The sequence below is a fragment of the Pseudogemmobacter sonorensis genome, assembly GCF_042762395.1.
Lineage (GTDB): Bacteria > Pseudomonadota > Alphaproteobacteria > Rhodobacterales > Rhodobacteraceae > Pseudogemmobacter > Pseudogemmobacter sonorensis.
This window is the reverse complement of sequence record NZ_JBEFZE010000012.1, coordinates 1-23,678: the sequence shown is the minus strand read 5'-3', so window position 1 is coordinate 23,678 and position 23,678 is coordinate 1. Positions and strand designations below refer to the sequence as shown.

Sequence of the window (23,678 nt, the reverse complement as noted above, 5' to 3'; positions counted from 1 at the left end):
TCATCGCTTCAACCGGCCCGGGTGAAAATGGTGAGCTGGCGCTCTCGATACCTCTGCGGCCTTCGTTGCAGTCGGTGCCAGAAGAGCAGGTGTGGCGACGAACCCCTTGCCGCGTTCATATGCGCCTGGGGCAGCAATGGTCGGCAAACTATCGATGTAGGAGCGAACTGCCTGTTCGCTTACCTTTTCGCCGAACAGCCCGTCAAAGATTTTCCGAATATCGGCAAGTTCGGAACTCCTGGCTTTTGCCAACTCTGCCAGAAGATGCTGGAGATCAGTGCGGAATACCCTCATTTCGTGATCAGATTTGGGCCAGCGATCGTTGAAGTTCTCTTCCAAGAATACCGGGTTACGCTCTTCGGGTCTGCGGCCAGTTTCCAAGGCAATAGCCATCCGGCGATCAAGCTCTTGAGCAAACGCCTCTAGCTGAGCGCAAACTCCAAAAGCGCTCGGGGGCACTTCGACGGCAATCTTGGAGAGATAAATCGAGACCGGACGCCTCATATCCCGATTGGCGTATCGCAGGTTCAAGTAGCGCTTCATCAGCTTGAGCGCGATAACCTGCGGTGCATCGCGGATCGGATCAATGGGCTCGGGCAGCTCGTCTATTTCTGCGGCCATCATGACGGTACCCGACACCAATCGATCCTTGATCTGTAGACGAGCGCGCAGATCACTGACCTGATTCCGGAATACAATCGTCGGCATCGAGACCCGCCTCCGGAACCAGCCTCCAAAACCGTAGGGGTTCACGGCAAATCTTGCATCTGGTCCATCATCAGGGCTGTGATAGATGTCGCCGACGCGCTCGGCGCGAGGGGCCTTCGCCGGGTCCATCGGGGTCACATCAAGGTGCATGAACGCAAACTGAAGTTGGATGCAGCGGGTGCAACGTTCGATCTTGCGGACGTCTGGAAAGCCTTGGAACGCTTCGTGAAGCTCATCTAGGACCTTCCGGGGCGTCCACCCAAACGGTGTGCCGAATTCCAGAATGGCATCGAGATCGAACCGGTCGTCCTCCGCACCATGGACGATGGTAGCGCCAATCGCTCGAGATCCTTGGGGGTAGACCAAGGCAGTTTCGAGGTGGAAGCGCATCCGGCCCGTGGGCCTCTGTAGAAACTCGGGGATCAACTGGTAGCGTTTGCCCGCGACTTGATGGTCGCGTGGGCTAAGCTCCATTTCGAGAACCGTGGCAAGAAGCAGGGCGTCCAGTCCGGGTGCGGTTGTATCAAGGGGCATCGAGAACTCCTCCTGTTGCCGAGCTCGTTCGACTGCCTCCCTCAATCGCCGCGCCGTACGTCAATATATAGGCATCGATATCATCGATCAACACCATGCCTTGTTTTTTGTTCTTGATTTGATCCATTCTATCTTCTCGACTTCGTGGTGACGGCAGGGGAGCCTCTCCGCTCTGCCACGAGCCTGTTCACTACGAGTACGACGAACAAACATCCGCACGCTTGTTTGCCGACAGTGCAGGGCACTTCTCAGTTGATCGTATACTCCCGCCAGGGGATCGACCGCAGCGGCACCCGCGACATGAAGCGGGCGATGTCCGGCCGGCCGTAATAGGTCGGCCGGCCGCGCCCGTCCTGCGCCATCAGCACGACTGGCACGCCGAAGACCGGGGCGAAGCCCCGGATCGCGTCGGCGGCCGCCCCGCTGTTCTGCACCACATGGGGTTTCACCACCACGACGGCGAAGGTCTGACCCTGCTCGCGGATCACCGCACCTTGCACACGCATCTGCCTCGCTCCTTCTCTCAGGCCGCCAGCCTGTTGAGGCGGCTGTTGATCCATTCCCAGGCCTCGTGGGTCAGCCAGCCCGAATAGTCGCGGGTAACGCCGATCACGAGGACGCGGTCGTTCTTGTCGACGTGGGGGGCCAGCCGGTCCCAGACGCCCTTGGCGTTCAGATTGGTATCGACCAGCCAGGTCGATCCGAGGTAGTGCCACCAGTCCCCGAGGTTCTTGATGGCCTTGTGCAGCTCGTCGTAATTCTGACCCGGCCGCTTCAGGTCGTAGTTGATCGCGTAGATCATTTTTGTTCTCCTGTCTGTGTCGCGACGCGGACCGGAAACCGGCCCTGATGCGCCTCGACTCCCTATGCGGACATCGAGGGGCGTCTCGGACATCCACCGTCTCATGTCCGCGCAGGGGCCGCTCTCCCGCATAGGAGAGCGAAGGGGAACGGAAGGTGTGAGTTTGCAGGAAGCCGCGACCGCCAAGAGCAGAGCCGAGATCGTCGAGGCGATCCGAGGCCTTTCGGTCGCCGATTGGGTGCGGCTGAAAAAGGTCGCCGCCTACTATGCGCGCCCCGCCGTTCCGGCCCAAGACCTGCTGCAGGAGGCGTTCGCCCGCGCGCTCGATGGCAGCCGGGTCTGCCCGGCCCATGTGGATGCGGTGCGGTTTCTGGCAGAGGCCGTGCGCAGCATTTCCGACGGCGAACGGGAAAAGGCCTCGCGCCGCCCGGCCCTCGTTTCCATCGAGGGCGGAAGCAGCGGCGCGGCGGCCATGAATTGCCCGGACCCCGAGCCGGGCGTGGAGGACCGGATCGTGCATGCGGAGCAGGACGCGCGAATGCGCGCAGATGTGCTCGCGCTTTTCGCAGACGATCCGGCCGCGAAGGACATTGTGGAAGGCACTATGGAGGGCATGACGGCGGAGGAACTGCGAGAGCTGACTGGTCTCGACAGGACCACCTACGATTCCAAACGGAAACTGATCCGCCGCCGGATCGACAAGAGATACCCTGAAGGATGGCAGCCATGACCGGTAAGAACGACAAGGCCGCCCGGCCGCTCGGTCGGCTGGCAGATTCTCTCGCCGAGGACATTTTCAACGTGTCTGACGAGCAGATTCTTGCCGAGTTCCGAGAGGACGGTGGAGACCCAGATCAGAATGCGGTGGAGATGCGGGCGTTGTTCGAGAAGAGCCTGCTTACGGTGAATAAAGCCCGGATGGCATCTGCGAAGGCTGGGGCTGCCACAAGCCGTCACGTTCCAAAGGAGCAGACCGCAAACGTCGTGAATATTGCAGATGCGCGAACGCGCCTTCGAGCCGTTTTAGCACGCGCTGATACTATTCCTGGCCTGACTTTGGCAGCGCGCAAGGAGAACGAGCTTTCGGATGCTGATGTTCTGGGGATGCTGGAAGAGCTGGCCGAACTGGGCCTGCTGGAAGACAACGATGATGCCGGAAAATCCTAATGCGGCTGTCTCCTGCCGAATTACTCCTTCAGGAACTGGGTGTAACTGACCCGGCCGAGATCGACCTTGAGGCAATCGCCTATCATGTGCATGCACATGTCCGATACCGGCCTCTCGATGGTTGTGAGGCCCGGATCGTCGGGACGGCGGATCGCGCCATCATCACCGTAAACTCTAACAGTCAGTGGCGCCGAAAACGATTCTCGATCGCGCATGAACTGGGTCACTGGCACCACCATAGGGGACGTTGCCTTGCCTGCCGGGTAGATGAGTATCGCCCGCGATCTGCGGTTTCTCCCGAACGAACCGCTGACGGGTACGCGGCCGATCTTCTCTTGCCGAACTATCTGTTCCGCCCGTTGGCCAAGGCACAGAAGAATCTGAACTTTGCTTCGATCAAGGCTCTTGCCGACGCTTTCAATGCTAGCCAGACGGCAACAGCCATCCGCTTGGTCGAAGCCGACTTCGCCCCGGCGATGCTGGTTTGCCATGAGCCGCAAGGTCGGAAATGGTTCGTTCGATCCCGCAGCGTGCCTGATCGGTGGTTCCCGCAGGATAATCTAGACGCGGAGAGCTACGCCTTTGGTATCCAGTTTGGTGCCGAGCCGGATGGCCCGCTCCTTCGGAAAATTGGGGCGGATGCCTGGTTCGACCGTGCAGGCGCAGACCACTTTGAGATTCAGGAGCAGACCATTCGGACCGGCCCCAACGAGACTCTGACTCTGTTGGCATTTTGTGACGAGCGCATGCTTGAAGATCCGGATATTCGACGGTATAGTCGATAACCGGCTCATAAAAATTGATTTTTCGGGGGCTTGGTGGCTCCTGCTTCATCGTGGCACATCATGAGACGCTGCTGCTTGCTGACAAGAACGAATCAATTCGCAGCCATAGTTGTGCGGCTGGCTCTCCGGTAGCCACGACAATCCGGCTGCTGGTACTGTGCCGGTGCCTACGCCCACGGCATTCGCTACCCATCTTGCCGAGCTCGAGACGTTGATCGCTGACTTCAAGAGCGACAAGGAGAAGGCAGAGACCAATCGGTCGCAGATGAAACCGAAGAAGTAAGGGACCGACACAAACTCGGACCGAACCAGAGAATCCCTTTGTCTCGTTTGCATATTAACTCGGTCTCCGAAGCAATGGGGCGGACATCGACAAGGCTTTTTCGCCCCAAAGCGGACTTTCATCGCAGGGAGTGGTGCAGCGTTGTAGCTTCACCGAGGATGGCGAGCAGCGTCACTTCACTATGTGGGAATACTCTTCAGCCCTAGCTTCTCGTTGTATTGATCAACATTAGTCACTATCACCTCGATAGCATCGCCACTCTTCTTGGTCAGATCAGCGGCGCTCGCTTGATTTGCATGAAGTAGTCCTGACACTTCATTTTCAAACTTTACAAAGATGCCGAAACCTTTCACCGCAGAGACGATACCAGAGACTTTCTTACCAACAGGGAACACCTCATCGACGCCCGCCCAGTTTCCTACCATCTGCTTTTCACGAAGATCGACCGTCTTGCGAAGTGAGCTCACCGAGATTAGCTCGGGACCATCGCTGTCAGGGAAGACCATGTTGTAGTCCTCTAGCGCCAAAGCGCGCTCGCGCTCCAGGAAGCTGACTAAATTCTTCGCGTTCATCAACGCGGAACGGTTTTCAAAGTGAATGGCCGGATTCTTGATGCGCTCTTTAATCGCATTTGCGACTGCCTCTTGACGAAACCACGTATCCTCAGCCATCGCAGAAACATAGTGCGGATTATTGAGTAGGAACAGATGCGTCCGTCCTGCTGGTGAAATCGCGATAAGTGTGTTCAGCTCAATCCCAGACAAGCTGAAGTCTTCGCTAACTACACAGTGCTTCCCCACGAGATAGTTGATTTCTCGAAGCAGGATGTCCTGAGTTATGCCAAATTTCTCGAGCTGTGGGAGCATGTCCTCACCACGCATGTAGCCATCCTTCCGCGCGCTCTGCCCGTCATGTGCGATACCAGCAAGTGACCGAAGGATAGCCACGCGACAAAAAAACGACGGCTTCTTGTCGGCGATGTCCGCTGCCATGAGATTGACAACGTATGAGTGATCGCTGTCATAGTACCGACGTTTGGGGCGAAGGATGACCCTACTGACAAGTTCCAACGGCAACGCATAGCTGCCTCCCGAAGAAACCATTTTGAGGATGTGATCTTCTGAAATGTGTCCACTAGAGCAAAACTCCAGAAAAATCTCCATCGCACGTCGCATATTTCTCCCGGCTAGCCCAATCAATAGTCGACGAATATGTTCCTCGCTGTCAAACACCGAACGCAGAATAGACGTAAGATAGGAAACCTTGTCAGAGGCCGTATAGGTTGCCTTCATTGAGTTCGGAAGGTCATAGGAAAAACGCTGAGTTGGGTTCTCCTTGAGCCGCGCGACGGCCACATCAACGCGTTTCTTGAGAATGAGGTCAAACCTTGGTGGCTCTATCCGAAACGCCAAGTCTTTAAGCGCAGTGTCAAGTGGCGGACGATCATGGTTCTTATCGTATGTCTCTTCCCGTATAGGGAGGAAGATCATGGCATCAAATTCGGTTCGCAACCACTGAGCAGCTTCGAACATTAGGAGTTGCTCAGTTAGCTCCCTCTTGTCGCAGTTGTCCAGCACAATTACGATAAGTGCAGACTCGCGGCTCGACAGGTACTTGCAGTAGCAGGTTGCGACTTTGTGCTCGTTTGCGAGGCTCTCGTCCAACTTATCCGCAAGTTTTTCGTTCCACTTGTCTTTGTTGCCCTCATGCAGCCTGCCGGTTCCCTTCCTATAGCTTTCAACGTCCGCGCGGAAAATTTGCTTAATTGTCTCCAGCTCTTCGAAGTCAACTTTGGGGAGTTGCGCCTTGACACCAGCTATAATTTCCTTCCTGAGCCACTTATATATTTCATCGCGCGAGACAGGCGCTACATTTAAATTGATGTGCAGCCACCGAGTACTGCGGCGAACGTCAGTCGGCAGCGCCGAAACTCTTAGATGGTCAACGAAGGTCGTCTTCCCGGCACCGGCGGAGCCAATCAGAAGCATCACCTGGTTGGCGAGGGTTTGACCCTGTCTAAGTTTCTTGATGATGGGGAGTGGATTACTACTGTCATCAAGCTGCGATGCAATCTTCTCTGATGGTGAAATGATTGCCGCAAAGGTTCTGTCAATCGAATCTACGTATCTATTCCGGCGTTTCGATGGAATATAGCACTCGGCAGCGATAACGTCGCGTTCTGCGATATTCCCTGGATCAAACAGGCCCCTGAAGTCCGTCTTTATAGTCGATCCGAAGGAATTGAGCCCTATTTCTTCGCTCTGCGCAGCGCCACCGCCCACCATCTTTCGTGGTTTGAAATACCGGATTGGACGCAGTTTTTTGACTATCTTCTCCCCCCAACGATCCAAGGAAGCAAAGCCAAACTGAGTAATGAACTTGGAGAAATCTACGTTCTCGCTACTGAAGTTCTCTGCTAGAATATCAAAAAGAGGGGTTTCATCGTTGTTGTATCCCGCCAGGAGTCGTGTGCCATCACAGGCCACCACGAACTTGACTGGATCGACATCCCCTGAGTGCTTGGAATTAATTTCCGACGCGTACAACCGGGCTTCGCGCAGCGCCTCCACGAGGTCTTCCCCCGGCGTCTTGGCCTCAACCGCCATAATTGGTATACCGCGATGCACGTAGAGGTAGTCAGGATAATAGTTCTTCTTGCTACCGCCCTTATCTATCGTCACCGAGCGGATGCTTTGCTTTGTGTAAATATTGCTTGGCGGTAGCATGAGCCCGTAGGGCGTGTTGGCAGTCATAAGAGGCATTAGGAGCTTTTGCTCGACATCACTTTCGTTCAACAACATGCTAGGATCAATAATCATATCTCTGCCTTGCTCCATACGCCTACGTAGGCTTTGGTCGCATACGAAGCATCCCCCGCTACTCGTCCCGACCTCACGATGAGTGGTAAGCTCTGCGTTTGCAACACCTTCAGTGTCCGCTTTAGTCTTGGGCCGTCACACCCGGCGGGTGAAGCGAGCGTCCGCTCTCCGCCCCTACGCCTTCCCCAGTTCGTATCTCCCCCGCAGATCCGTGTCCGCGATACGTGCATGCGCTGACGCCAAGCCGACGACCGTCGCGTTTTCGATGACTGCGGTTTCGGGGACCAGAAGGTACGACCAAGGCTTCTCGCCCAGCTGGTTAGCCTGCGCTTGGGTGGCGATGAACGCCCAGAGAGCGGCGGCCTCGGCCTTTCGTAGGACGACCGGATCGCTCATGTCGCTCGCGCGCTTGGTTTCGACGATCAGCTTCTCGGTTGCGGTCTCCACCACAAAGTCCGGCTGGTAAGGATTGCCGTCAGTGTCGAAGATCTTGAACTGGTTGGGACCGGGCTTCATCCATAGGCGGACCGTCGGATCCCGCTCAAGGAGAACGGCCATCTTCCGTTCGGTGTCAGAATCGAACTTCGCCAGCTGGTAACAGCCCTTCTGGAATCCTGTGAAGATGAAGCGCCTGATTTGGTTCAGCTGATCGGGCGGATTGCGGTAATCCCGTATGGCGCCTTTGTTGCTGCCGTCGAAGGTCTGCGGCCGCAGCGGGTCGAACGCGGAGTTGACCGTGACGCGGTAGCTGGTTTGTCCGCGCCACATGTTCTGCTTCATCTGGGCAAAGATCGCATCGGCCATCGCACGCGCATGGCCCTGGATGACCGCGCGCAACTTTTCCTCGTCCGGGTATTTTTCCTGGAAGTGGGTCACGACCTGGCCGGCCAGGTCATAGAGGGTCGCGGCATGGGCGTCGTAATCGACCTCCGGAAAGTCCATCAACTTGGCGACGAGGTAGTCTTCCAGCCGCGCGGGCATTTCGTGATCGGATTCGCCGGAGATGATGTCCCGCTTCTCCGTGCGCAGGACCTGGATCAGCAACTCGCGGGACAGGGGCTGATAGTTCCAGGTCTTCAGGTCAAGCTGGAACGCCCTGAAGCCGAACGACACCTGATCCCTGGGCGTAATAGTCAGGGTGGGAATGGCGATGGTCCGCTCGGCGATCTGCTTGCAGACCTCTTCCACGACCGCGACCGCCTGTTCCGGCGTCACCGAAGGGAAGAGCCCATCCTGCATCTTCTGGGCGGCAAGGGCAGTTTCCGTGATGCGCTGCACGACCTTGGGGTCCTGCAGATCCCTGATCGACGAGACCTGCCTGCTCACCTCCGGCATCACGACGCTCAACACGGTCTTGGCCAGATTGACCTCTTCGGGCTTGTTGAAGCGAAATGGCGGGGCGGCCGGAGCCGCGAACCCTGCGCCGGTGGCCGCAGCAGGCTGTTCATAGCCTCCCGCAGGGGTATCCGCCGCTGGCGCGACGCCCGCCTGAGCCTCGGCCTGAAGGATCATTTGCTCAATCACGGAAGGAGCGACCACGACCACAGGCTTCGAGGCCGGAATATCGCCACCATCGCCTATCATGACCGTCTTCAGCTTGCGGGTGACCCCGTTGTCCTCTTTCGCCCGCTCGATCAGATCGTTGAAGCGGTCGTGAGCGATGACGGTCAACTGATCCACCACCGCAACGCCGGTGCGCTTGCCATAGGGTAGCCGCAGACCGCGTCCGAGGGTCTGCTCGGTCAGGATGTCCGAGGCCGAGGCGCGTAGCGGCACGATGGTGAACAGGTTGGAAACGTCCCAACCCTCTTTCAGCTTGTTGACGTGGATGACGATATCCGTGTCGCCGCCCTTTTCAATATTCAGCAGGCGTTGTGCGTTCTCGTCGCTTTCCTCGCCGGTCAGCCTCGAGTGGATCTCAATCACGCGGCCCTTGTAACGGCCGTCGAAGAACGCCTCGGATTCGATGAAATCCCGCACCTGCCGGGCATGGGTGGTGTCCTGGGTCACCACCAGCATGAAGGGCCGCACAACCCGTACATCGTGCTGCCGGGCATAGGTTTCCAGCGCGACCTTCACATGCTCGTGGTAGTTGATGCCGTCTTCCAGCTTGATCCGTTCAAGCGCGGCCTCATCCACCGACTTCGGGTTGAAGTTGGCCCTCGTGCCGACGGCGGGTTCCTTGACGTAGCCGTCTTCCATCGCATCAGGCAGGTCGTAGCGGTAGACGACGTTCCTGAACTCCTGCGACCGCGCGCCGACGGTCTTCGGGGTGGCCGTGACCTCCAGCCCCAGGATCGGCTTCAGTTCGGCAATCGCCTTCGCGCCGGCGGAACCGCGATAGCGGTGCGCCTCGTCCATCAGCAGGACCAGATCATCCAGTTCCGACAGATAGGTGAAGTAGCTGTCGCCGATATATTCCTGCAACCGTTTGATCCGGGGAGACTTCCCGCCTCGCACCTCGGAATTGATCTTCGAGATGTTGAAGATGTTGACGATCGCGCCTTCGCGGCCGAAGAAATCGGTTCCGCGCACACCGCGCCCTTCTTCATAGTTCTCGGCATTGACGATCAGCGGCGCGTTATGGGCAAAGGCCTCGATGCCCCGGAAGACGTATTTCGGGCTGTTCGGCTGGAAATCGGACAGCAGCTTTTCATAGATCGTCAGGTTCGGCGCCAGGACAAAGAAGTTCCGGCTTTTGCCGATCATGTAGAGGTAGCTGATGAAGGCCCCCATCAGCCGGGTCTTGCCGACGCCGGTGGCCAGCGCGAAGCAGACCGAGGGGAAATCGCGTTCGAAATCCTCGAAGGCCGCGTCGGGCAGATTGCCATAGGCCGCGCGCACAGCATCGCGTGCAGCCTCGACATCGGTATCCTTGGTCGGGGCGATCAGGTCCACGATGTCGTCGAGCCGCCGCAGAGCCTCGGCCTGGGGTTTGCGCAGAGAAAGGCGTTGCGTGATCTGGGTGACGGCGCGTTTCGGATCGAAGGCCTTCATTCCTGCGCCTCCCCGTCGTCATCAGAGGGATCGGGGGCGAAGAGGTCGGGGGTGGCATCGTCCCGCCGAGCCTTGCCCGAGGCTTTCGTCGCGGGAAGGTCGTCTTCCTCATCCTCCGCCATCATCGGCAGGGATTCGATCTTCAGCGAATAGTCGTCCTTGCCCCATTCGCAGGCCGCCAGCACCGCCTGCGGGATCTTGCGGACGGTCAGGTTGGCCAGACGGTCGGCGCCGGATTCGTAAGCCGTGCAGCAGATCAGCAGGCTGCGGGTCTCGCCCACCTCGTCGGAAATCGCGCGAAGCTGGTCGAAGGTCAGGCTGTTGGTGGTGACATAGATGAACGAGGTTTCCGAGGACTGGCCGTGCATCCAGTAATGCTCGGCCGAGGGGGCGTAGATGTAGCCGAAATGCTTGCACATCGCCTCGGCCAGCATGGCGGGGTTGTATTCCTTGCGGATGACCCAGTTGTCCCATTGGTCCTTTTCCAGCAGCGAGGGCGCCAGGCGGAAGAAGCGATAGCCGCCGCCGCCCTTCCAGCCTGCCGCTTCGGTCACGCCGCCCTTGTCCTGCCCATCGATGACCTTGGTCATCCGGGGCACGATATGGGTTTTGGCGTGCTCGCCCAGTTCCACCATGATCCAGCGGCGGCCCATCTTGTGGGCCACGGCGCCGGTGGTGCCGGAGCCGGCGAAGGAGTCGAGGACGAGATCGCCGGGGTTGGTGGCGAGGTCAATAATGCGAGAAATTAACCGTTCAGGTTTTGGGGTTGCAAATGGGTCAGCCGGGTTGAATTTCTTAACCTCTTCACGCGCCTCATGATTGTTTCCTGCATCTGAATGAAGCCAGACAGTTGGCGACGGAGGGCCAGACGTGGTCAATTCGGACAGGAATGTCTTCCTTGACGGCGCAGCATCGCCATTCACTCCAAACCAGATAGCGTCATCTTGGTCGAGTCTTTCTAATGTCTCGGGGGAAAACCTTGGATAGGTTCCTGGTGGCGGGGACCAAGTTCTTCCGTTCTTGAAGGTGTAGGTGAACTTCTCTGCTTTGGCCGATCCACTTTTTGCATGCAGCGGCGTTGCCTTCCAAGGCCCCTTGGGGTGATTGTCGGGATTTCTATAGCGCGCGTCCATTTCCGCGCTTCGATCCAGTCTATTTGGGCGCCATGACGGCTTGTCAAGTGCGTATATTAAAACATGATCATGATTATCAGACAGCCATTTAGCGTCATTTGCGACGGTATACTTTTTCTGCCAGACGGCGTTTGCAACGAAATTCGTTCGCCCAAAAACGCCATCACACACAACCTTCAAATAGTGGGATTCATTGTCGTCGACGGTAATCCAGATCGACCCATCTTCCGACAACAAATTCCGCAAAATTTCCAGCCGATCTCGCATCATCCCCAGCCAAAGAGAATGCTCAAGCCCGTCGTCGTAATGTTCGAAAGCCGATCCCGTATTATACGGTGGATCGATGAACACGCATTTCACCTTGCCCCGCACATTCGGGTCGGTCTCCAGCGCCTTCAGCGCCAGCAGGTTGTCGCCATGGATCAGCACGTTGTCGAAGATGTCCCCCTCGCGCCGGGTCTCGGCGTGATGCGAAAACTCCGGGTCTTCGATCAGGATGCGCGGTTCCAGCCGGGGGCGGATGTCCTTGCCGATCCAGGTCAGTTCCAGCTTGGTCTTTCCGGCCATCAGATCAGGCTCCATCGTATCGTGAACAGGTCTTCGACCTGTGGTGTCAAATTCAACTGCTCGGCGATGGCGTCGAGCATCCGCTCGCGCTCCTCGTCGATCTCGCGCAGCCGGGTATAGAGCTGGTGTTGCAGATCGTCGACCTGCCGCTTCAGCGCCTTGGCCTCGCGCTGCAACTCGAGTTTGGTTTGCAGATTGACCGTGGCGCGGGCCAGCTTGTTCTTCTCGGCGGCTTCCTTGTTCAGCGCCTTCATCTGCTGGTCATAGGCCACCCGCGCATCGTTGCGCCAGGCGTCGAGCCGGTCTTCCTCCTCGTTGAGGAATTCCCCCAGCCGCTCCTGCGCGATGCCGACAAGCGCGGTCTGCCGTTCCGAGACGATCACCGCCAGATCGGCGTCGGGCAGGCCGGTGATGGCGCCGGCCACCCGCGCCGGCACCTGCAACATCCGTTCCGCCGTTCCAGGATCGACCGGCGCGCCGTCATCGGTGAAGGCCGCGCAGATGATCTCATCCCAGGTGCGCGCCGGGGTTTCCAGCGTCAGCCGCGCGACACGCATCCAGCCCGACCGCCCCCGAAGCAGGGCGACATCGCCAAGGTTGCCGTCATAGGCGGGATAGTCGAATTCGAGCGCGGCGGGGGGCAGGTGGCGCGCCTTGGCCTGTTCGACAAGCCGATCCGCCAGCCCGTCATCGGCCAACCGGAAGAACCGCCAGCCCCGCTCGTCGGCCTCGGGCCATTCGGTGGACCAGGTTTCGCCCGCGTGATCGAACCGTTGGGCGTGGTCTTCATGGAACCGCGCCGCGGGCAGTTCGGCCCGTGCCAGACCGAGGAGCGCGCGTTTGAACTCGCCGATGGCGGAGTTCACGCTTTCCTTGCGGCCCAGCAGGCGTTCGATGACCTTGTCGTCCATCTCGGCCAGAAGCTTGTTGCGGGCATCCTGCTTGGCCTCGTCGATTTCGACGCTGAATTCCTCCTGCAGGCGGTCGAAGGCGGCGTTGATCTCGGCATCGCTGCGGCTTTGCTGGACGATCTCCAGGATGCGGCGCTCGATGTCGACGCCGGATTCGATGGCGCCCAGAACCTCGTCGGACGAGCCGAAGACCCCGTCGAACAGCTTGAACTTCTGTTCGAGCAACTGGTGGATGCGCTCCTCGGCCTGGTTCTTGCGATTCAGGAAGTTGATGACGGTGACATCGATCTTCTGGCCGTAGCGGTGGCAGCGGCCGATCCGCTGCTCGACCCGCTGCGGGTTCCACGGCAGGTCGTAGTTGATGAGTAGCGAACAGAACTGAAGGTTGATGCCCTCGGCGCCGGATTCGGTGGCGATGAGGATGCTGCGGTCGTTGCGGAAGGCATCGACGATGGCGGCCTTCATGTCGGCGGTCTTGGAGCCGGACACGGCCTCGGTGCCGCGATGTTTCGCGATCCAGTCCTTGTAGAGCGCGGCGCTGTCCTTGTCCGAATTGGATCCGTTCAGGATGACGGTCTGCCCAGCGAAGCCGTTCGCCTCCAGCAGATCGCGCAGGTAGGTTTGGGTGCGCACGGATTCGGTGAAGACCACCGCCTTGCGCTGGCCACCCTTGCCCTCGATCTCGGTCAAGACGACGGGGAGGCAGTCGAGAAGCGCCTTGCCCTTGGCATTGTCACCGATCGATCGGGCCAGATCGCGATATCGCGTCAACTCTTCGATCTCGGCCCGCAGTTTCCTGGGATCGATCTGTTCGATGGCGTCGTCGGAATGATCCTCGACGGCGTCGGCCTCGGCACCCGCTCCGGTCCCTGAATCCCGCCATTCTTCGGCCTCTTCCGCGAAGCCATCGATGTCATCAAGCGTCTCGTCGTCGACGATTAGCTTTCCCTCAAGGCGATGGACCATCTTGTCGAGCGTCTGCGCGATGGCGAAGGATGAGGATCCCAGGATCTTGCGCAGCATCAGGGTGACGAGATGCCGCCCGTTCTGACCCAGGGCGATGGTGTCGGGGTTCTGCAGGTAGGCGGAAACCGAGTTGTAGAGATCGACCTCCAGCCGGTCTGGAGTGAAATCGAAGGTCTTCGGCAGGCGGTTGGTGTAGTTGATCAGGCCAGCCTTCTGCACCTGCCGCCGCAGGGTCCGCTTGCAGATCGGATCGAGACGCCGGGCCAGCAAGGCACGCGCAGCTACATCCTCGCGCCCGCCGAACTCTGCCCGAAAAGCCTGTTCCGATCCGAAGTAGGTCTGGTCGATGATGGTGACGAGGCCGTAGAGTTCCATCAGGTTGTTCTGGAGCGGCGTGGCGGTCAGCAGCAGTTTCTGGCGCCCGGCCAAGGCGTCGCGCAGGACGGCAGCGCGGGAGTTTTCCGCCGCCTTGTAGACATTCCGCAGCTTATGCGCTTCGTCGAACACGACGAGGTCCCAACGCACGGCGCGTAGCGTATCGGCGATACGCGCAGCAAACTCATAGGACAGGATGATGATGCCTTCCCGCCTGCCGATCGGGTTGGATTGACCTGCCGCCACAATATCCTTGAGCTTCTTGGCGTCCAGGATGACGGAGGACAGCGAAAACTTCTCGCGGAGCTCGGTCGCCCATTGCTTCCTGAGCGAAGCGGGAACGATGAGGAGCAGATTGCGCTGTTGCTCCCACCACCGCTGGCTCAGGATCAGCGCGGCCTCGATCGTCTTGCCCAGACCAACCTCGTCTGCCAGCAACACGCCTTTCGAGAGCGGTGAACGCAGGGCGAACATCGCCGCATCGACCTGATGCGGGTTGAGGTCGACGCGGGCAGACGACAAGGACTGAGTCAGAGCGTCGTTTTCGCTGATGCCTTCACGGGTCAGAAAATGGGCGAAGTATTTGGACTGATGCGCGGAGTAGGATGGTTCTGCCATGGGTCTTTTCTAGCAGCGGCAGTAAAGACGTCCAGAGGAAAGGTGCGGAGCGGGACCTTGAGCGAAAATGCGTGATCGCGTCAGCTCGGCGCTGCTGGTTCGAGAAGCCCGGCGGGAGAAACGAAATAATTGCCAAGTATAGGCGCCTTGATTCGACAGAAAAAATGAGTGACCGTTCATGATTTCTATGAGAATGCACCCGTGTCATGAGCGGGTGCCAATTTTACTGATACAGCGCTGATGCCGGCCAAGATCGGAAGCTACAGGTGGCCAGCGGGAAAAACAAACCGTTGATCCATTTTCCCAATGGAGATCGCGGGAGATCACAAACGAAGGGTCCCCCTGGTCCTGTCTGATGGTGCCGAAAGACGGTTTACCACCCGCTCCTGTCAACCTTCGGATCTTCAATCTGAAGATCGTCAATGAGGAGCGATTCGGAAATGCACATGCACTAGTTGGGGCATCTCCACGACCTTATTCCCCTATCCAGCGCGAAATTTGAACTGATTTCCTCGGTACAGGAAAAACAGTGTTGAGCAGAATAGTTGACCTGGATCATTTTTGCATGAAATTGGTAGTTATGTGAAAAATTGGGAATACGGCGCTCCGCCTTCCTGCGTGGAGTAATCGACGAGGGCCGCGACGGGAAAAAACAGGAGTCCTTTGTTTTTCCCGTCTGGGCGTTACAGATGGCCGGAAACTGCGCTGTTGACCACCCTCAACCGAAAATGAATGGCTCAGGTCGTCAGGACCGGCGGCGATGATCGTCCCGCCCTGGCACAGATGAAATCGAAACAAACCGCCGACGGAGAAACCCTGTTTCTTCGAATGGCGGAGCCATGCTTGAAGGAAACCGATGTCCCGCATCCCGTTCATCCACGCCCGCTTCCCGGCTCCGTCCGAGACCGAGAGCGCGCTCGTCCACCGCCTGCGCGACCATCTCCGTAACCTGCGCGTCGAGGCGCTGCGTCAGCAGGAGGCCGCGCGTCCGGCCGAGGAGGCGCCGGAGGAGGCAGGCGAAGCGGAGGACGATCCGGACACCGATTCCGATATGGACGCTTTCGACCTCAAGATAGATCTGCGCGCCCGGGCCGAGCTGACGAGCCGGGACAGCCAGCGGATCAACCGCCGCGCGGCACGTCTGCATAAGGCGCGAATGGCCGCGACAGGCCTCAGTCATTTGAAGAAGGAGGATCGAGAGCGGTTGGAGGTGCTGAAGGACGGCGTCCGGCTCGCGGTGATCCCGTCGGAGCATCGGGCCGACGAGTTGGCGGCGGAGCTGCACGACGAGTTCCGATGGCTTGGCGCGGCGACAGAGGTGGTCTGGCATGCGATGCGCCGCTCTGTGCGCGAGGGCTGGCCCGGCCTGCGGCTGCCACCCCTGCTCCTCGATGGTAATCCTGGCATCGGCAAATCCGTTTGGGCCAGGCGGCTCGGCGGGTTGATCGGGACGGCGTCGATGGTCTTCGAGGCCACCAGCGAGAATGCGAGCTTCGGTCTGGTTGGCTCACAGCGCGGCTGGAGCAATGCGGCACCGGGTCGTCTGCTGCAGACCATCTTGCAGGAAAGGGTCGGGAACCCGGTCGTTATCGTCGACGAGGTCGAAAAGGCCGGCACGGCCGAGTCGAACAAGGGCCGCAGCTTTGATCTCGCCTCATCGCTCCTGCCGTTGCTGGAGCCGGCAACGGCCGGGCACTGGACCTGCCCGTTTTACGAGATCGGCTTCGACATGGGCTGGATCTGCTGGGTGCTGACATCGAACGACTGGCGCAAGCTACCCGACCCGCTCATCAGCCGTTGCCCCCCGATCCGCTTGCCTGATCCGACCCTGGAGCAACTGATCGACTTTGCCCGGCGCGAAGGGCAGAAACGCGGCTTGTCGGCGCCTTCGGTCGAGGCGGTGGCCGAGGCGCTGCTTCAGATGTCGCGCCACGTGCACCGACTGAGTCTGCGGTCGGTGATCCGGATGCTCGATCTCGCCGAGCGCCTCGAAGCGGAGCCGATCCGGCAATGAGTGTTCTTTTCCCGATTTTGGCGAGGTTTCGACCCTGCCTGCGGCTTCACAAGCCCGTGTTCACGTGGTTCCGTACCCGAAATGGGGGCCGGGACATGCCACGGAAAACCTGGGCGACGGATAAAATCGACTTCGAGCGGGAACGTGCTTATTGGGACTGGCTCAGGTCGCACCTGCCTGAGGTTGAGGTGGCCAAGGCATTTCCTAACGAGGAAAGCTGCCTGTCCCGCATGATCACAGTCCGGTGGGCGGCAGGCGTGACTTGTCCGCGATGTCTCTGCCAGAATCTGCTCTGGCTGAGGGTGCACAAAGTGTGGCAATGCCGAGAGTGCCGTCGGCAATTCTCCTACACGTCGGAAACAGTGCTGAAGAGCACGAACCTGGAACTCCGGCCATGGTTCCTGGCGACCGAGCACATGATCCGGCATACGCCTGTTTTCGTACACGATCTCATGCCATCGGTAAGCGAATTCGTGGTGCTGACCAAGCTGGAGCGGAAGGCCGCAGGCCGGCTGCGGAGGAAGGTCTTCAATGACCTGCGCCGGGACGGAGGGCATTGCTTTCTCGCAGGTCTGGTTCTGACACGGCTGCCGCAATGGCCGGATGCCGCGCCGCCGGGCACCGTCGAGTTCAAGGCATGGCTGTTGGCAGAAGCCGCGGCTCACGCGGTTTCGCGGCGCTGCTGAAAATCAGTCCTATTCTGTACACATGCATGTTGCTGTGCTGCCCTTGGTATTTGGCGAGCCTGGAGACATCTCCCGTTCACGCTGAGCCAGCGAACGTGGACACCAGCGGTGAGACTAGTCGAGCATCCCGCGCAGATGTTCAGAAAATCAGGGCATTAGCCCTCAATCGAAACACAACCTGACGCCGCAAGAGCCGGCCCGGGCCAATGACCGCGGGATTCCTGGAATCCAGCGAATGGAGAAGTCATGTTTGAAACCCACGGCACGAAAGCCGCGCAAAAAGGCGGCGATCCGGTCCCCCCGATCCAACCATCAAGGTCACCTCAATACCCGACAACCGACCGCATCACCCTTGACGGAGGAAGGCCCCGTCTGCGGAAAACGCCCGCCACGAGCCGCGCGGTCCGCCGCATCCCGAAATCGTCCAAGGGACATTTCGTCGGCGAACTCGTCTTCAATCGTGGCAACCAGCCGCAGCGGTTGGGCTTCGGCAGCAAGGGCGAGCACGATACGGCACTCTGCCTGATCTATCGGCCCGACTTCGCGGATCTCGAGGAGCAACTGGCCGCGCTCACCTTTAGCAGGCCCAACGGGAAACCGAGCCACCATTTCTTCGATTTTCGCCTGACGCAGACGAGCGGCCGCCGCATCTGCATCTCGGTCAAGCCGGAGCGGATCGCCGAAAGGGCCGATTATCGGGCAATGTTCGAATGCGTGAAGCGCGCGGCGATCGGCAACATTTGCGATGCGGCGATCACCGTCACGGAGCGCCACCGAGATCCTGTCGTCTTGCACAACGCCAAGCTCTTCCATGCCGCGCGGGATCCCCAGCCCGAAATCGACGCGCTGATCGAGAGAGGGCTTCGTGATTGCACAGGGCCGACCCCGATCTGCGAATTCCTCGCCGGCATCGGTCTCGGCGGTGCAGGCTTCTTCGGCATGGCCCGGGCGATCCGGTTCGGTCACGCCGTGCTGTTGGGGCTGGAGAAGATCACGTCCAACACCCTGATCACGGCGAAGGCTGCGTAAATGGCGGTCCGGCTGAACAAAACCGTACCAATCCTGTTGGAAAAGGATTGCGAGTTCCAGATCGGCGTCCGCAAGGGAAAGGTGCTCGAGCTTCGTGCCGAGGGATACTTCGCCTTCTGGGAGCCCTGGACCGATGAACAGACCGGCGAATACCACGAAAGCACTGCGGGAGTCATCTCGTTCAGTGCGGTTCTGACCGAGAACAACCACGGCAAGCTCGTAGTCCTGCATCGTCCGCTAGCCAAGCCATGCCAGCGCGACCGAATTCGCCGCTCCGAACGGGTGGCTGTCGAAATCGCCCGAGCGCAGTTCCGCAAGCAATACGTACTCGCGATCCAAGGTATGCTCGATGCCGGTGATCTCAAGCTTGTTCGTGAAGATTTCGAAGCCAGGGTCGTCAAGATCCTTGCTCGGGGCAAGGCACGATATGAAGAATTCCTCGCCGCAAAGGCTATTCGTGCCCCAAAGCGCGCAGGGGCCAGGATCAGGAAAACCACGGTCGAGCGCAACAGCGAGTTCGAGTTCAGTCAGGGTGTCCGAAACGGCCGCACCTTCTGGAAATGGTACGAACAGTGGCGTGCTTATGGCGAAGACGGTCTGCTCGATGATTACCGCAAATGCGGCGGTCATTCACGGTATTCAGACCAGGTTGAGGCCTATGTCGGCGCCATCATCGATAAACTGCTTGATGAAGAGCGCCCGACGCTCAAGGCCTACCACGAGTCGGTGAGCAGCATTATCAGCGCGGAGAACGAGCGCCGGGAACGGCTGCCAATTCCGGAAGAGAAGCTCCCGCTGGTTGGCTACGACTACGTACGCAAGCTCGTCATGGAGCGGGCTCCGATCGACCATGCCATTCGCAAGAAAGGCTGGGACAACGCTTACAAGGACCTGCACTCCCTCGGTCTCGGCGTGGAAACGTCTCGGGCGCTCGAGCGCGTCGAGGTCGATGAGTACACCGTTGACCTGATGGTCCTGATGCGTGACACGGGTTTGTTCGATCATCTCCCGCCGTCGGTGAAGGCCTTTATCGGCCTCGACGGAAAGCCCTGCCGGGTTACGCTTTCGGCGGCCATCGATGTTCATACGCGATGCCTTCTGGCGCTTCAGATCGTTCCTCAGGCGCATACGAGCCCGCTGCGCGACACGATCGAGATGATCTATATGAACAAGGTGCCGATCTCGGACGCCGCCAGATGTCGTTTTGCCTGGGAGCAGGGCGGTGCCCCCGAGATGATCGTTCTTGATCGCGGGAGCAAATACATCACGGATGAGGCCTATGCGGTGCTCGCATCGCTGGGCATCACGAACATGGGGGCGCCGGCCGGCAAGCCATGGCTCAAGCCATTCATCGAGCGCGTCTTTCGCATAATTCACGAAGATCTTCTCCTGCGGTTCTCCGGTCGCACCTTCGGCAGCGTTGAAAAGAAGGGCGACAACGATCCGGAGCAACGCGCCACGCTGACACTGGAGGCCTTTCTCACCTGGCTCGTGCGCTGGACAGTGGATGCCTATCACAACAAGCACCACAGCGCCCTCGGCATGTCGCCAAACCAGGCATGGAAGAAGGCCATCAGCGAATGCCGCCCGCGATCGCTGACCAGCGCCGAAATGCGCGAGGCATTCGGGGTGCGGACCGGGAGGAGGATCGGCGTCCATGGCGTTCGGGTAAAGCATATCGACTATCAGAACGATGCCGCCATCGCCCTGAAAAACCTGCCAGGCGTCAAGGATGTCGAAGTTCTGCGCTGGCATGGGGACATCGGCACGATCGGGCTTCGTGCAGGTGATGGCCCCTGGATCAACGTGACGGCGACAGATCCCCGGTGGATCGGCAAGACCGATGTCGATCTCGATATCTGGCTGGCCCACCGCCAGATCGAGGACGCGGAAGAAGCCCGGGCGCGCAGGGATTTCGTCATCGATGCCAATACCGAGGCTTATCGGCTCAAGAAGCTCGCGGGCCTGATCTCCCTGCCGCGCACGGAGGAGGAACTCGAGCGCGACGTCGTTCGCTTCTCGCGCCACACCGATACGGCCGAGCGCCGGCGCAGCTTCGGAGAGTACCGCGACATTCTGGCTGACGTCGATGCGGCGGACGAGGCGCTCGCGCTGTCTCAGCCCAACCCGGCCCAACCGAAGACCGCGCCCACGGTCTCGGACGATGATCTGATGGAGTGACCATGACCAGAACGACCCTGACCACCTTGACCGAGAAGCTCGAATGGCTTGAGGGCCGGTATTGGAAATTCGGCCATGATACACGCTTCGAGGAGGCGCTGGCAGACCTGTATGAGGTCGACGACGATGGACAAATGACGGGTTGCCCCCGTCGCGACAGCCTTACCGGCGAGACCCGCGGGCTGATGCTTCTAGCCGATTCCGGCAGTGGCAAATCCGCCGCCATGCGGCGTGCTCTCCGCATGCTGCCTGCGCTTACCGATGCCCGCGAGATCGAAGGCGGCAACACGCTGTTCATCGAGGTGCCCCCCGAGGCAACGATCAAGAGCCTTGCCGAGGAGATCGCCACCGCCACCGGCTATCCCAAGTTCGACAGTCGCGCCGGCGCCGCCGAGCGTTGGGAAATCGCCCGCCATCGTCTCGTCCTGAAGGGCATCAAGACCCTGATCATCGACGAGTGCCATCACATTTTCCGGCCTGGCCCCGGGCGGGATATCCCTGGCGCCATTCAGGCCCTCAAGCACATGCTTCAGTCCGACCATGCCGTGGCCCTGATCATCATCGGCGTACCCGACCTGCGGGACGCCATACTGAAGGAAAAGTCGGGCGAAACCTACCGGCGGTTCGATGAATTCTACCTGCCGCGGATCGCTGCCGGTTCCCACGAGGCAGAGGTGTTTGCGCGCTGCCTGGCATCCTCGGCCCGGGCCATCGGTGTCGAGATGGATCCGGATGAGGCCTTTGCGGAGCGTTTCCTGTTCGCCGATCAGGGAGAGGCCGGTCGCGCCGTGAAACTGGCCAAAGATACCCTCCGCCAAGCCCTGGTGCAGAAGCGGTCCCACTTGAGCCTGGCGGATGCCGAGCGTCTCTTCCTGAAGAACACCGGGTTCAAGCCGATGACCCCGTTCCACCCCGGGGACTGGAGCACGGTGAAAGCCGAGTTGACCGCAATGGGGTGGGCACGATGATCGTCCTGCAGCCCCATCTTCCCTTCGACCCGGAGGAAACCACGCTTTCCTTTGCCAGCCGGCTTGCGGTCCTGCACACGGGGCGCGGAATGCAGCGGCTGCTCCGCGATCTCAAGATTGACATGCCAGGCCTGGTTTCCGGGCGCTCGGCCGAAACCGCTGCCCTGGCCGCCGCTGCGGCCATCCCGCCGGATGGGCTGCTCGCGAACCGCATCGACGTCAGGCAGACACACAGCTGGTTCCGGGGCGAGCGCCTGGCCAAGGCGTTCCTCTCCCCGCGTGCCGCGCGCTATTGTCGCGCCTGCCTTGCCGAGGACGGCGACGTGGGATCTTGGCGCCACCGCCTGATCTGGGGTTTCCGACATGTCCATCGGTGCGACCGTCATGCTCTCTGGTTGACCCCCACCGCGGATGCATCGGCAACGAGCTTGCATGCAGTTCTGGCGCCAGAGGGGATCGCGCAGCACGCCGAGGTCGGTGACCCGCATCCCGAATACCTGAGCTGGCTCAGGGCGCGTCTCGAGGGCGAGCCGTTGCCCGATGACGACTGGCTGAAAGGCCAGACCCTGGAGCAGGTGCTCAACGCCTCGGAAATGCTGGGGGCTATTCTCGAGCATGGCCACGATGTGCGGGTAACGAAGTTGCCGCCCACGACCGACGAGCAGGCGACCGACATCGGCTTTTCCATCTATCGCGAGGGGCCGGAGGCGGTGACCGAAGCTCTCGACACCATCCATGGCGCCTCGAAGGCTGCTGCGGTGCAGGCAGGTCCGCTGGCCTATTATGGTCGCCTGTTCGACTGGCTGGATCGTCGAAGCAACGCCATCGATCCCGGTCCGATCCGGGACATCCTGCGCGCTCATATTGTGAAGCATTTCGCCATCGAGCCAGGCACAAAAGTCCTGGGGGAGGAGGTCACCGTCCGGACGTCCTATACCCTGCAGAGCCTGAGCGACGAACTCCGCATGGATCGCAGACGGCTGTCGCGGTTGCTGCAGAAGATCGGAAAGGTTCCCTCGGGGGCGACGGACCGAGAGAGTGGCAACCTGATCTTCGATGCGGCCGAGACGCTCCCGCTGATCGAGGCTTTTCAATCCGCGATCCGCCTTCATGACCTACCCGAATACCTCGGAGCGAGCAGGCGGCAGATCGAGACGCTTTACAGGGCAGGCCTGCTAAGACCTCTGGTGCCCATGGTCTCAGCCGGGGCCGTCCGCAACGTCGTGTTCGCGCGTGATCATCTTGATGAGTTGCTCGCGAAGATTGCCGCCCTTCCCACCGTCCTCGACGCCGATCGGGACAAATATCACTCAGCCCCCCATGCCTGCCAACGCGGCGCGGGACCGTTCGAGACCGTTTTTCCCAAGATCATGTCAGGCGATATTCCGTGCCACCGCGATCCCGGAAAGCGCGGAATCGAGGCTTTGATCGTCCGACTTGACGATGTTCTGGGCGGCCCTCTCCCGGCCTGATCCTGCACAAAGACCATCCTGATCCAGCCCGCCTCGGCGGGCTTTTCCTTTGCCCGGTCCCCAGTTCCGCCGCATCTTGTGCCGGATTTCGCTGGATCTTGATCCCGCGTTCAAAATGGGTGTTTTCAACCCACTGATATCGCTTTAGTTTATCAGCATGTTCGCCCTAACTTGATCCGGATTTTCAGTTGTAAATCGGGCATAGTTATCGTCGGCTCCGGACTGGTTTCGCCGGAACTGGGGCAAAGGTTTCGCCAAGTGTTCGTTTCGCCGCTCTGAACCCCTTTGGGAGCCTGACTCCTCTCTGGCACGGATGTTGAGTTCCAGCTTACATTCGGGGCCATGATAGAGTTCCGCATCCTGCCCGATGATCATCCCGGCCTCGCCTTGTCGCCCCTGCTGCGGGCGGCGAAGTCGACGCTCGATTAAGGCCTTGAACACGGCAGTATCGGCCTCACCACGACCAAAGCCTTCAAACGCGACTTCGTTCATTGGGCGATTGAACATTTCGACTGGCCCGGCAAACCGGCCGCCTAGTTTTAATAGCCCCATGTTTTTTGGCCGCCTTTTTTGCTAATTTTGAGGCAAGGAGGCCATGATGGGCACAGGCTTTTTCAGCGACGACTTCAAGCGTGACGCGGTCGCTCAGATCACCGAGCGGGG

The 23,678-nt window shown here is 59.7% G+C and carries 18 protein-coding genes and 1 pseudogene; 10 read left to right on the top strand and 9 right to left on the bottom strand.

Annotated features, from left to right (window positions below; all coding sequences use genetic code 11):
• The 4 genes from ABNX41_RS10880 to ABNX41_RS10865 form a co-directional block, all read right to left on the bottom strand.
• Positions 1 to 1,242 carry a nucleotidyltransferase domain-containing protein gene (locus ABNX41_RS10880; RefSeq protein WP_438669753.1) on the bottom strand — a complete coding sequence of 414 codons (1,242 nt, stop codon included), beginning with the start codon at positions 1,240 to 1,242 and terminating at the stop codon, positions 1 to 3.
• Entirely contained in the window at positions 1,232 to 1,369 is a 138-nt protein-coding gene (locus ABNX41_RS10875) for a hypothetical protein (RefSeq protein ID WP_438669752.1), read from the bottom strand. The genes ABNX41_RS10880 and ABNX41_RS10875 overlap by 11 nt, the downstream gene beginning before the upstream one ends.
• A gap of 121 nt (positions 1,370 to 1,490) precedes the next feature.
• Positions 1,491 to 1,748, bottom strand: coding sequence for a hypothetical protein (locus ABNX41_RS10870; protein ID WP_438669751.1), 258 nt, complete (start codon positions 1,746 to 1,748; stop codon positions 1,491 to 1,493).
• Between the two features lie 17 nt (positions 1,749 to 1,765).
• Positions 1,766 to 2,044, bottom strand: a complete 279-nt coding sequence (locus ABNX41_RS10865; protein ID WP_438669750.1) for a hypothetical protein — start codon at positions 2,042 to 2,044, stop codon at positions 1,766 to 1,768.
• A 157-nt stretch (positions 2,045 to 2,201) separates the two neighbouring features.
• Here ABNX41_RS10865 and ABNX41_RS10860 point away from each other — a divergent pair, with 157 nt between their 5' ends.
• The 3 genes from ABNX41_RS10860 to ABNX41_RS10850 are packed head-to-tail and all read left to right on the top strand — an operon-like array spanning position 2,202 to position 3,996.
• Entirely contained in the window at positions 2,202 to 2,774 is a 573-nt protein-coding gene (locus ABNX41_RS10860; protein ID WP_438669821.1) for a sigma-70 RNA polymerase sigma factor region 4 domain-containing protein, read from the top strand.
• Positions 2,771 to 3,211: a hypothetical protein gene (locus ABNX41_RS10855; RefSeq protein ID WP_438669749.1), complete on the top strand. Its 441-nt coding sequence runs from the start codon at positions 2,771 to 2,773 to the stop codon at positions 3,209 to 3,211. The genes ABNX41_RS10860 and ABNX41_RS10855 overlap by 4 nt, the downstream gene beginning before the upstream one ends.
• Positions 3,211 to 3,996: an ImmA/IrrE family metallo-endopeptidase gene (locus tag ABNX41_RS10850; protein ID WP_438669748.1), complete on the top strand. Its 786-nt coding sequence runs from the start codon at positions 3,211 to 3,213 to the stop codon at positions 3,994 to 3,996. The genes ABNX41_RS10855 and ABNX41_RS10850 overlap by 1 nt, the downstream gene beginning before the upstream one ends.
• A gap of 462 nt (positions 3,997 to 4,458) precedes the next feature.
• On the opposite strand, the gene ABNX41_RS10845 is transcribed toward ABNX41_RS10850, so the two are convergent.
• The 4 genes from ABNX41_RS10845 to ABNX41_RS10830 form a co-directional block, all read right to left on the bottom strand.
• A complete protein-coding gene (locus ABNX41_RS10845; protein ID WP_438669747.1) occupies positions 4,459 to 7,098 on the bottom strand; it encodes a S1 RNA-binding domain-containing protein in 2,640 nt (879 codons plus the stop codon).
• Between the two features lie 174 nt (positions 7,099 to 7,272).
• Positions 7,273 to 10,095 (bottom strand): DEAD/DEAH box helicase family protein, encoded by a 2,823-nt coding sequence (locus ABNX41_RS10840; protein ID WP_438669746.1) that lies wholly within the window; start codon positions 10,093 to 10,095, stop codon positions 7,273 to 7,275.
• Positions 10,092 to 11,795 carry a site-specific DNA-methyltransferase gene (locus tag ABNX41_RS10835; RefSeq protein ID WP_438669745.1) on the bottom strand — a complete coding sequence of 568 codons (1,704 nt, stop codon included), beginning with the start codon at positions 11,793 to 11,795 and terminating at the stop codon, positions 10,092 to 10,094. The genes ABNX41_RS10840 and ABNX41_RS10835 overlap by 4 nt, the downstream gene beginning before the upstream one ends.
• Entirely contained in the window at positions 11,795 to 14,665 is a 2,871-nt protein-coding gene (locus ABNX41_RS10830) for an SNF2-related protein (protein WP_438669744.1), read from the bottom strand. Before ABNX41_RS10830 ends, ABNX41_RS10835 begins: the two co-directional genes overlap by 1 nt.
• Positions 14,666 to 15,521: 856 nt before the next feature.
• On the opposite strand from ABNX41_RS10830, the gene ABNX41_RS10825 reads away from it, so the two are divergent.
• The 7 genes and pseudogenes from ABNX41_RS10825 to ABNX41_RS10795 form a co-directional block, all read left to right on the top strand.
• Complete coding sequence (locus tag ABNX41_RS10825) at positions 15,522 to 16,679, top strand: AAA family ATPase (protein ID WP_438669743.1); 1,158 nt, start codon at positions 15,522 to 15,524, stop codon at positions 16,677 to 16,679.
• A gap of 95 nt (positions 16,680 to 16,774) precedes the next feature.
• Entirely contained in the window at positions 16,775 to 17,365 is a 591-nt protein-coding gene (locus tag ABNX41_RS10820; RefSeq protein ID WP_438669742.1) for a transposase, read from the top strand.
• Positions 17,366 to 17,611: 246 nt separating this feature from the next.
• A complete protein-coding gene (locus ABNX41_RS10815; protein WP_438669741.1) occupies positions 17,612 to 18,394 on the top strand; it encodes a hypothetical protein in 783 nt (260 codons plus the stop codon).
• Positions 18,395 to 20,575, top strand: coding sequence for a TnsB C-terminal domain-containing protein (locus ABNX41_RS10810; protein WP_438669740.1), 2,181 nt, complete (start codon positions 18,395 to 18,397; stop codon positions 20,573 to 20,575).
• Between the two features lie 2 nt (positions 20,576 to 20,577).
• A complete protein-coding gene (locus ABNX41_RS10805) occupies positions 20,578 to 21,543 on the top strand; it encodes an AAA family ATPase (RefSeq protein WP_438669739.1) in 966 nt (321 codons plus the stop codon).
• Positions 21,540 to 23,015 carry a TniQ family protein gene (locus ABNX41_RS10800; protein ID WP_438669738.1) on the top strand — a complete coding sequence of 492 codons (1,476 nt, stop codon included), beginning with the start codon at positions 21,540 to 21,542 and terminating at the stop codon, positions 23,013 to 23,015. Before ABNX41_RS10805 ends, ABNX41_RS10800 begins: the two co-directional genes overlap by 4 nt.
• Before the next feature lie 342 nt (positions 23,016 to 23,357).
• Positions 23,358 to 23,546: pseudogene (locus ABNX41_RS10795) on the top strand (hypothetical protein); the annotation flags it as partial.
• On the opposite strand, the gene ABNX41_RS10790 reads toward ABNX41_RS10795, so the two are convergent.
• Positions 23,488 to 23,678 (bottom strand): hypothetical protein (locus ABNX41_RS10790; protein ID WP_438669825.1); only part of this gene is annotated, 191 nt, incomplete at its 5' end. The pseudogene ABNX41_RS10795 and the gene ABNX41_RS10790 overlap by 59 nt on opposite strands.

Bases quoted from the DNA above. Each gene is read 5' to 3' on its own strand.
- ABNX41_RS10840 (WP_438669746.1), bottom strand. From the start codon at position 10,095: ATGAAGGCCTTCGATCCGAAACGCGCCGTCACCCAGATCACGCAACGC.
- ABNX41_RS10815 (WP_438669741.1), top strand. From the start codon at position 17,612: ATGTTTGAAACCCACGGCACGAAAGCCGCGCAAAAAGGCGGCGATCCG.
- ABNX41_RS10805 (WP_438669739.1), top strand. From the start codon at position 20,578: ATGACCAGAACGACCCTGACCACCTTGACCGAGAAGCTCGAATGGCTT.
- ABNX41_RS10825 (WP_438669743.1), top strand. From the start codon at position 15,522: ATGTCCCGCATCCCGTTCATCCACGCCCGCTTCCCGGCTCCGTCCGAG.
- ABNX41_RS10880 (WP_438669753.1), bottom strand. From the start codon at position 1,242: ATGCCCCTTGATACAACCGCACCCGGACTGGACGCCCTGCTTCTTGCC.
- ABNX41_RS10855 (WP_438669749.1), top strand. From the start codon at position 2,771: ATGACCGGTAAGAACGACAAGGCCGCCCGGCCGCTCGGTCGGCTGGCA.
- ABNX41_RS10845 (WP_438669747.1), bottom strand. From the start codon at position 7,098: ATGATTATTGATCCTAGCATGTTGTTGAACGAAAGTGATGTCGAGCAA.
- ABNX41_RS10870 (WP_438669751.1), bottom strand. From the start codon at position 1,748: ATGCGTGTGCAAGGTGCGGTGATCCGCGAGCAGGGTCAGACCTTCGCC.
- ABNX41_RS10850 (WP_438669748.1), top strand. From the start codon at position 3,211: ATGCGGCTGTCTCCTGCCGAATTACTCCTTCAGGAACTGGGTGTAACT.
- ABNX41_RS10810 (WP_438669740.1), top strand. From the start codon at position 18,395: ATGGCGGTCCGGCTGAACAAAACCGTACCAATCCTGTTGGAAAAGGAT.
- ABNX41_RS10800 (WP_438669738.1), top strand. From the start codon at position 21,540: ATGATCGTCCTGCAGCCCCATCTTCCCTTCGACCCGGAGGAAACCACG.
- ABNX41_RS10835 (WP_438669745.1), bottom strand. From the start codon at position 11,795: ATGGCCGGAAAGACCAAGCTGGAACTGACCTGGATCGGCAAGGACATC.
- ABNX41_RS10830 (WP_438669744.1), bottom strand. From the start codon at position 14,665: ATGGCAGAACCATCCTACTCCGCGCATCAGTCCAAATACTTCGCCCAT.
- ABNX41_RS10865 (WP_438669750.1), bottom strand. From the start codon at position 2,044: ATGATCTACGCGATCAACTACGACCTGAAGCGGCCGGGTCAGAATTAC.
- ABNX41_RS10875 (WP_438669752.1), bottom strand. From the start codon at position 1,369: ATGGATCAAATCAAGAACAAAAAACAAGGCATGGTGTTGATCGATGAT.
- ABNX41_RS10820 (WP_438669742.1), top strand. From the start codon at position 16,775: ATGCCACGGAAAACCTGGGCGACGGATAAAATCGACTTCGAGCGGGAA.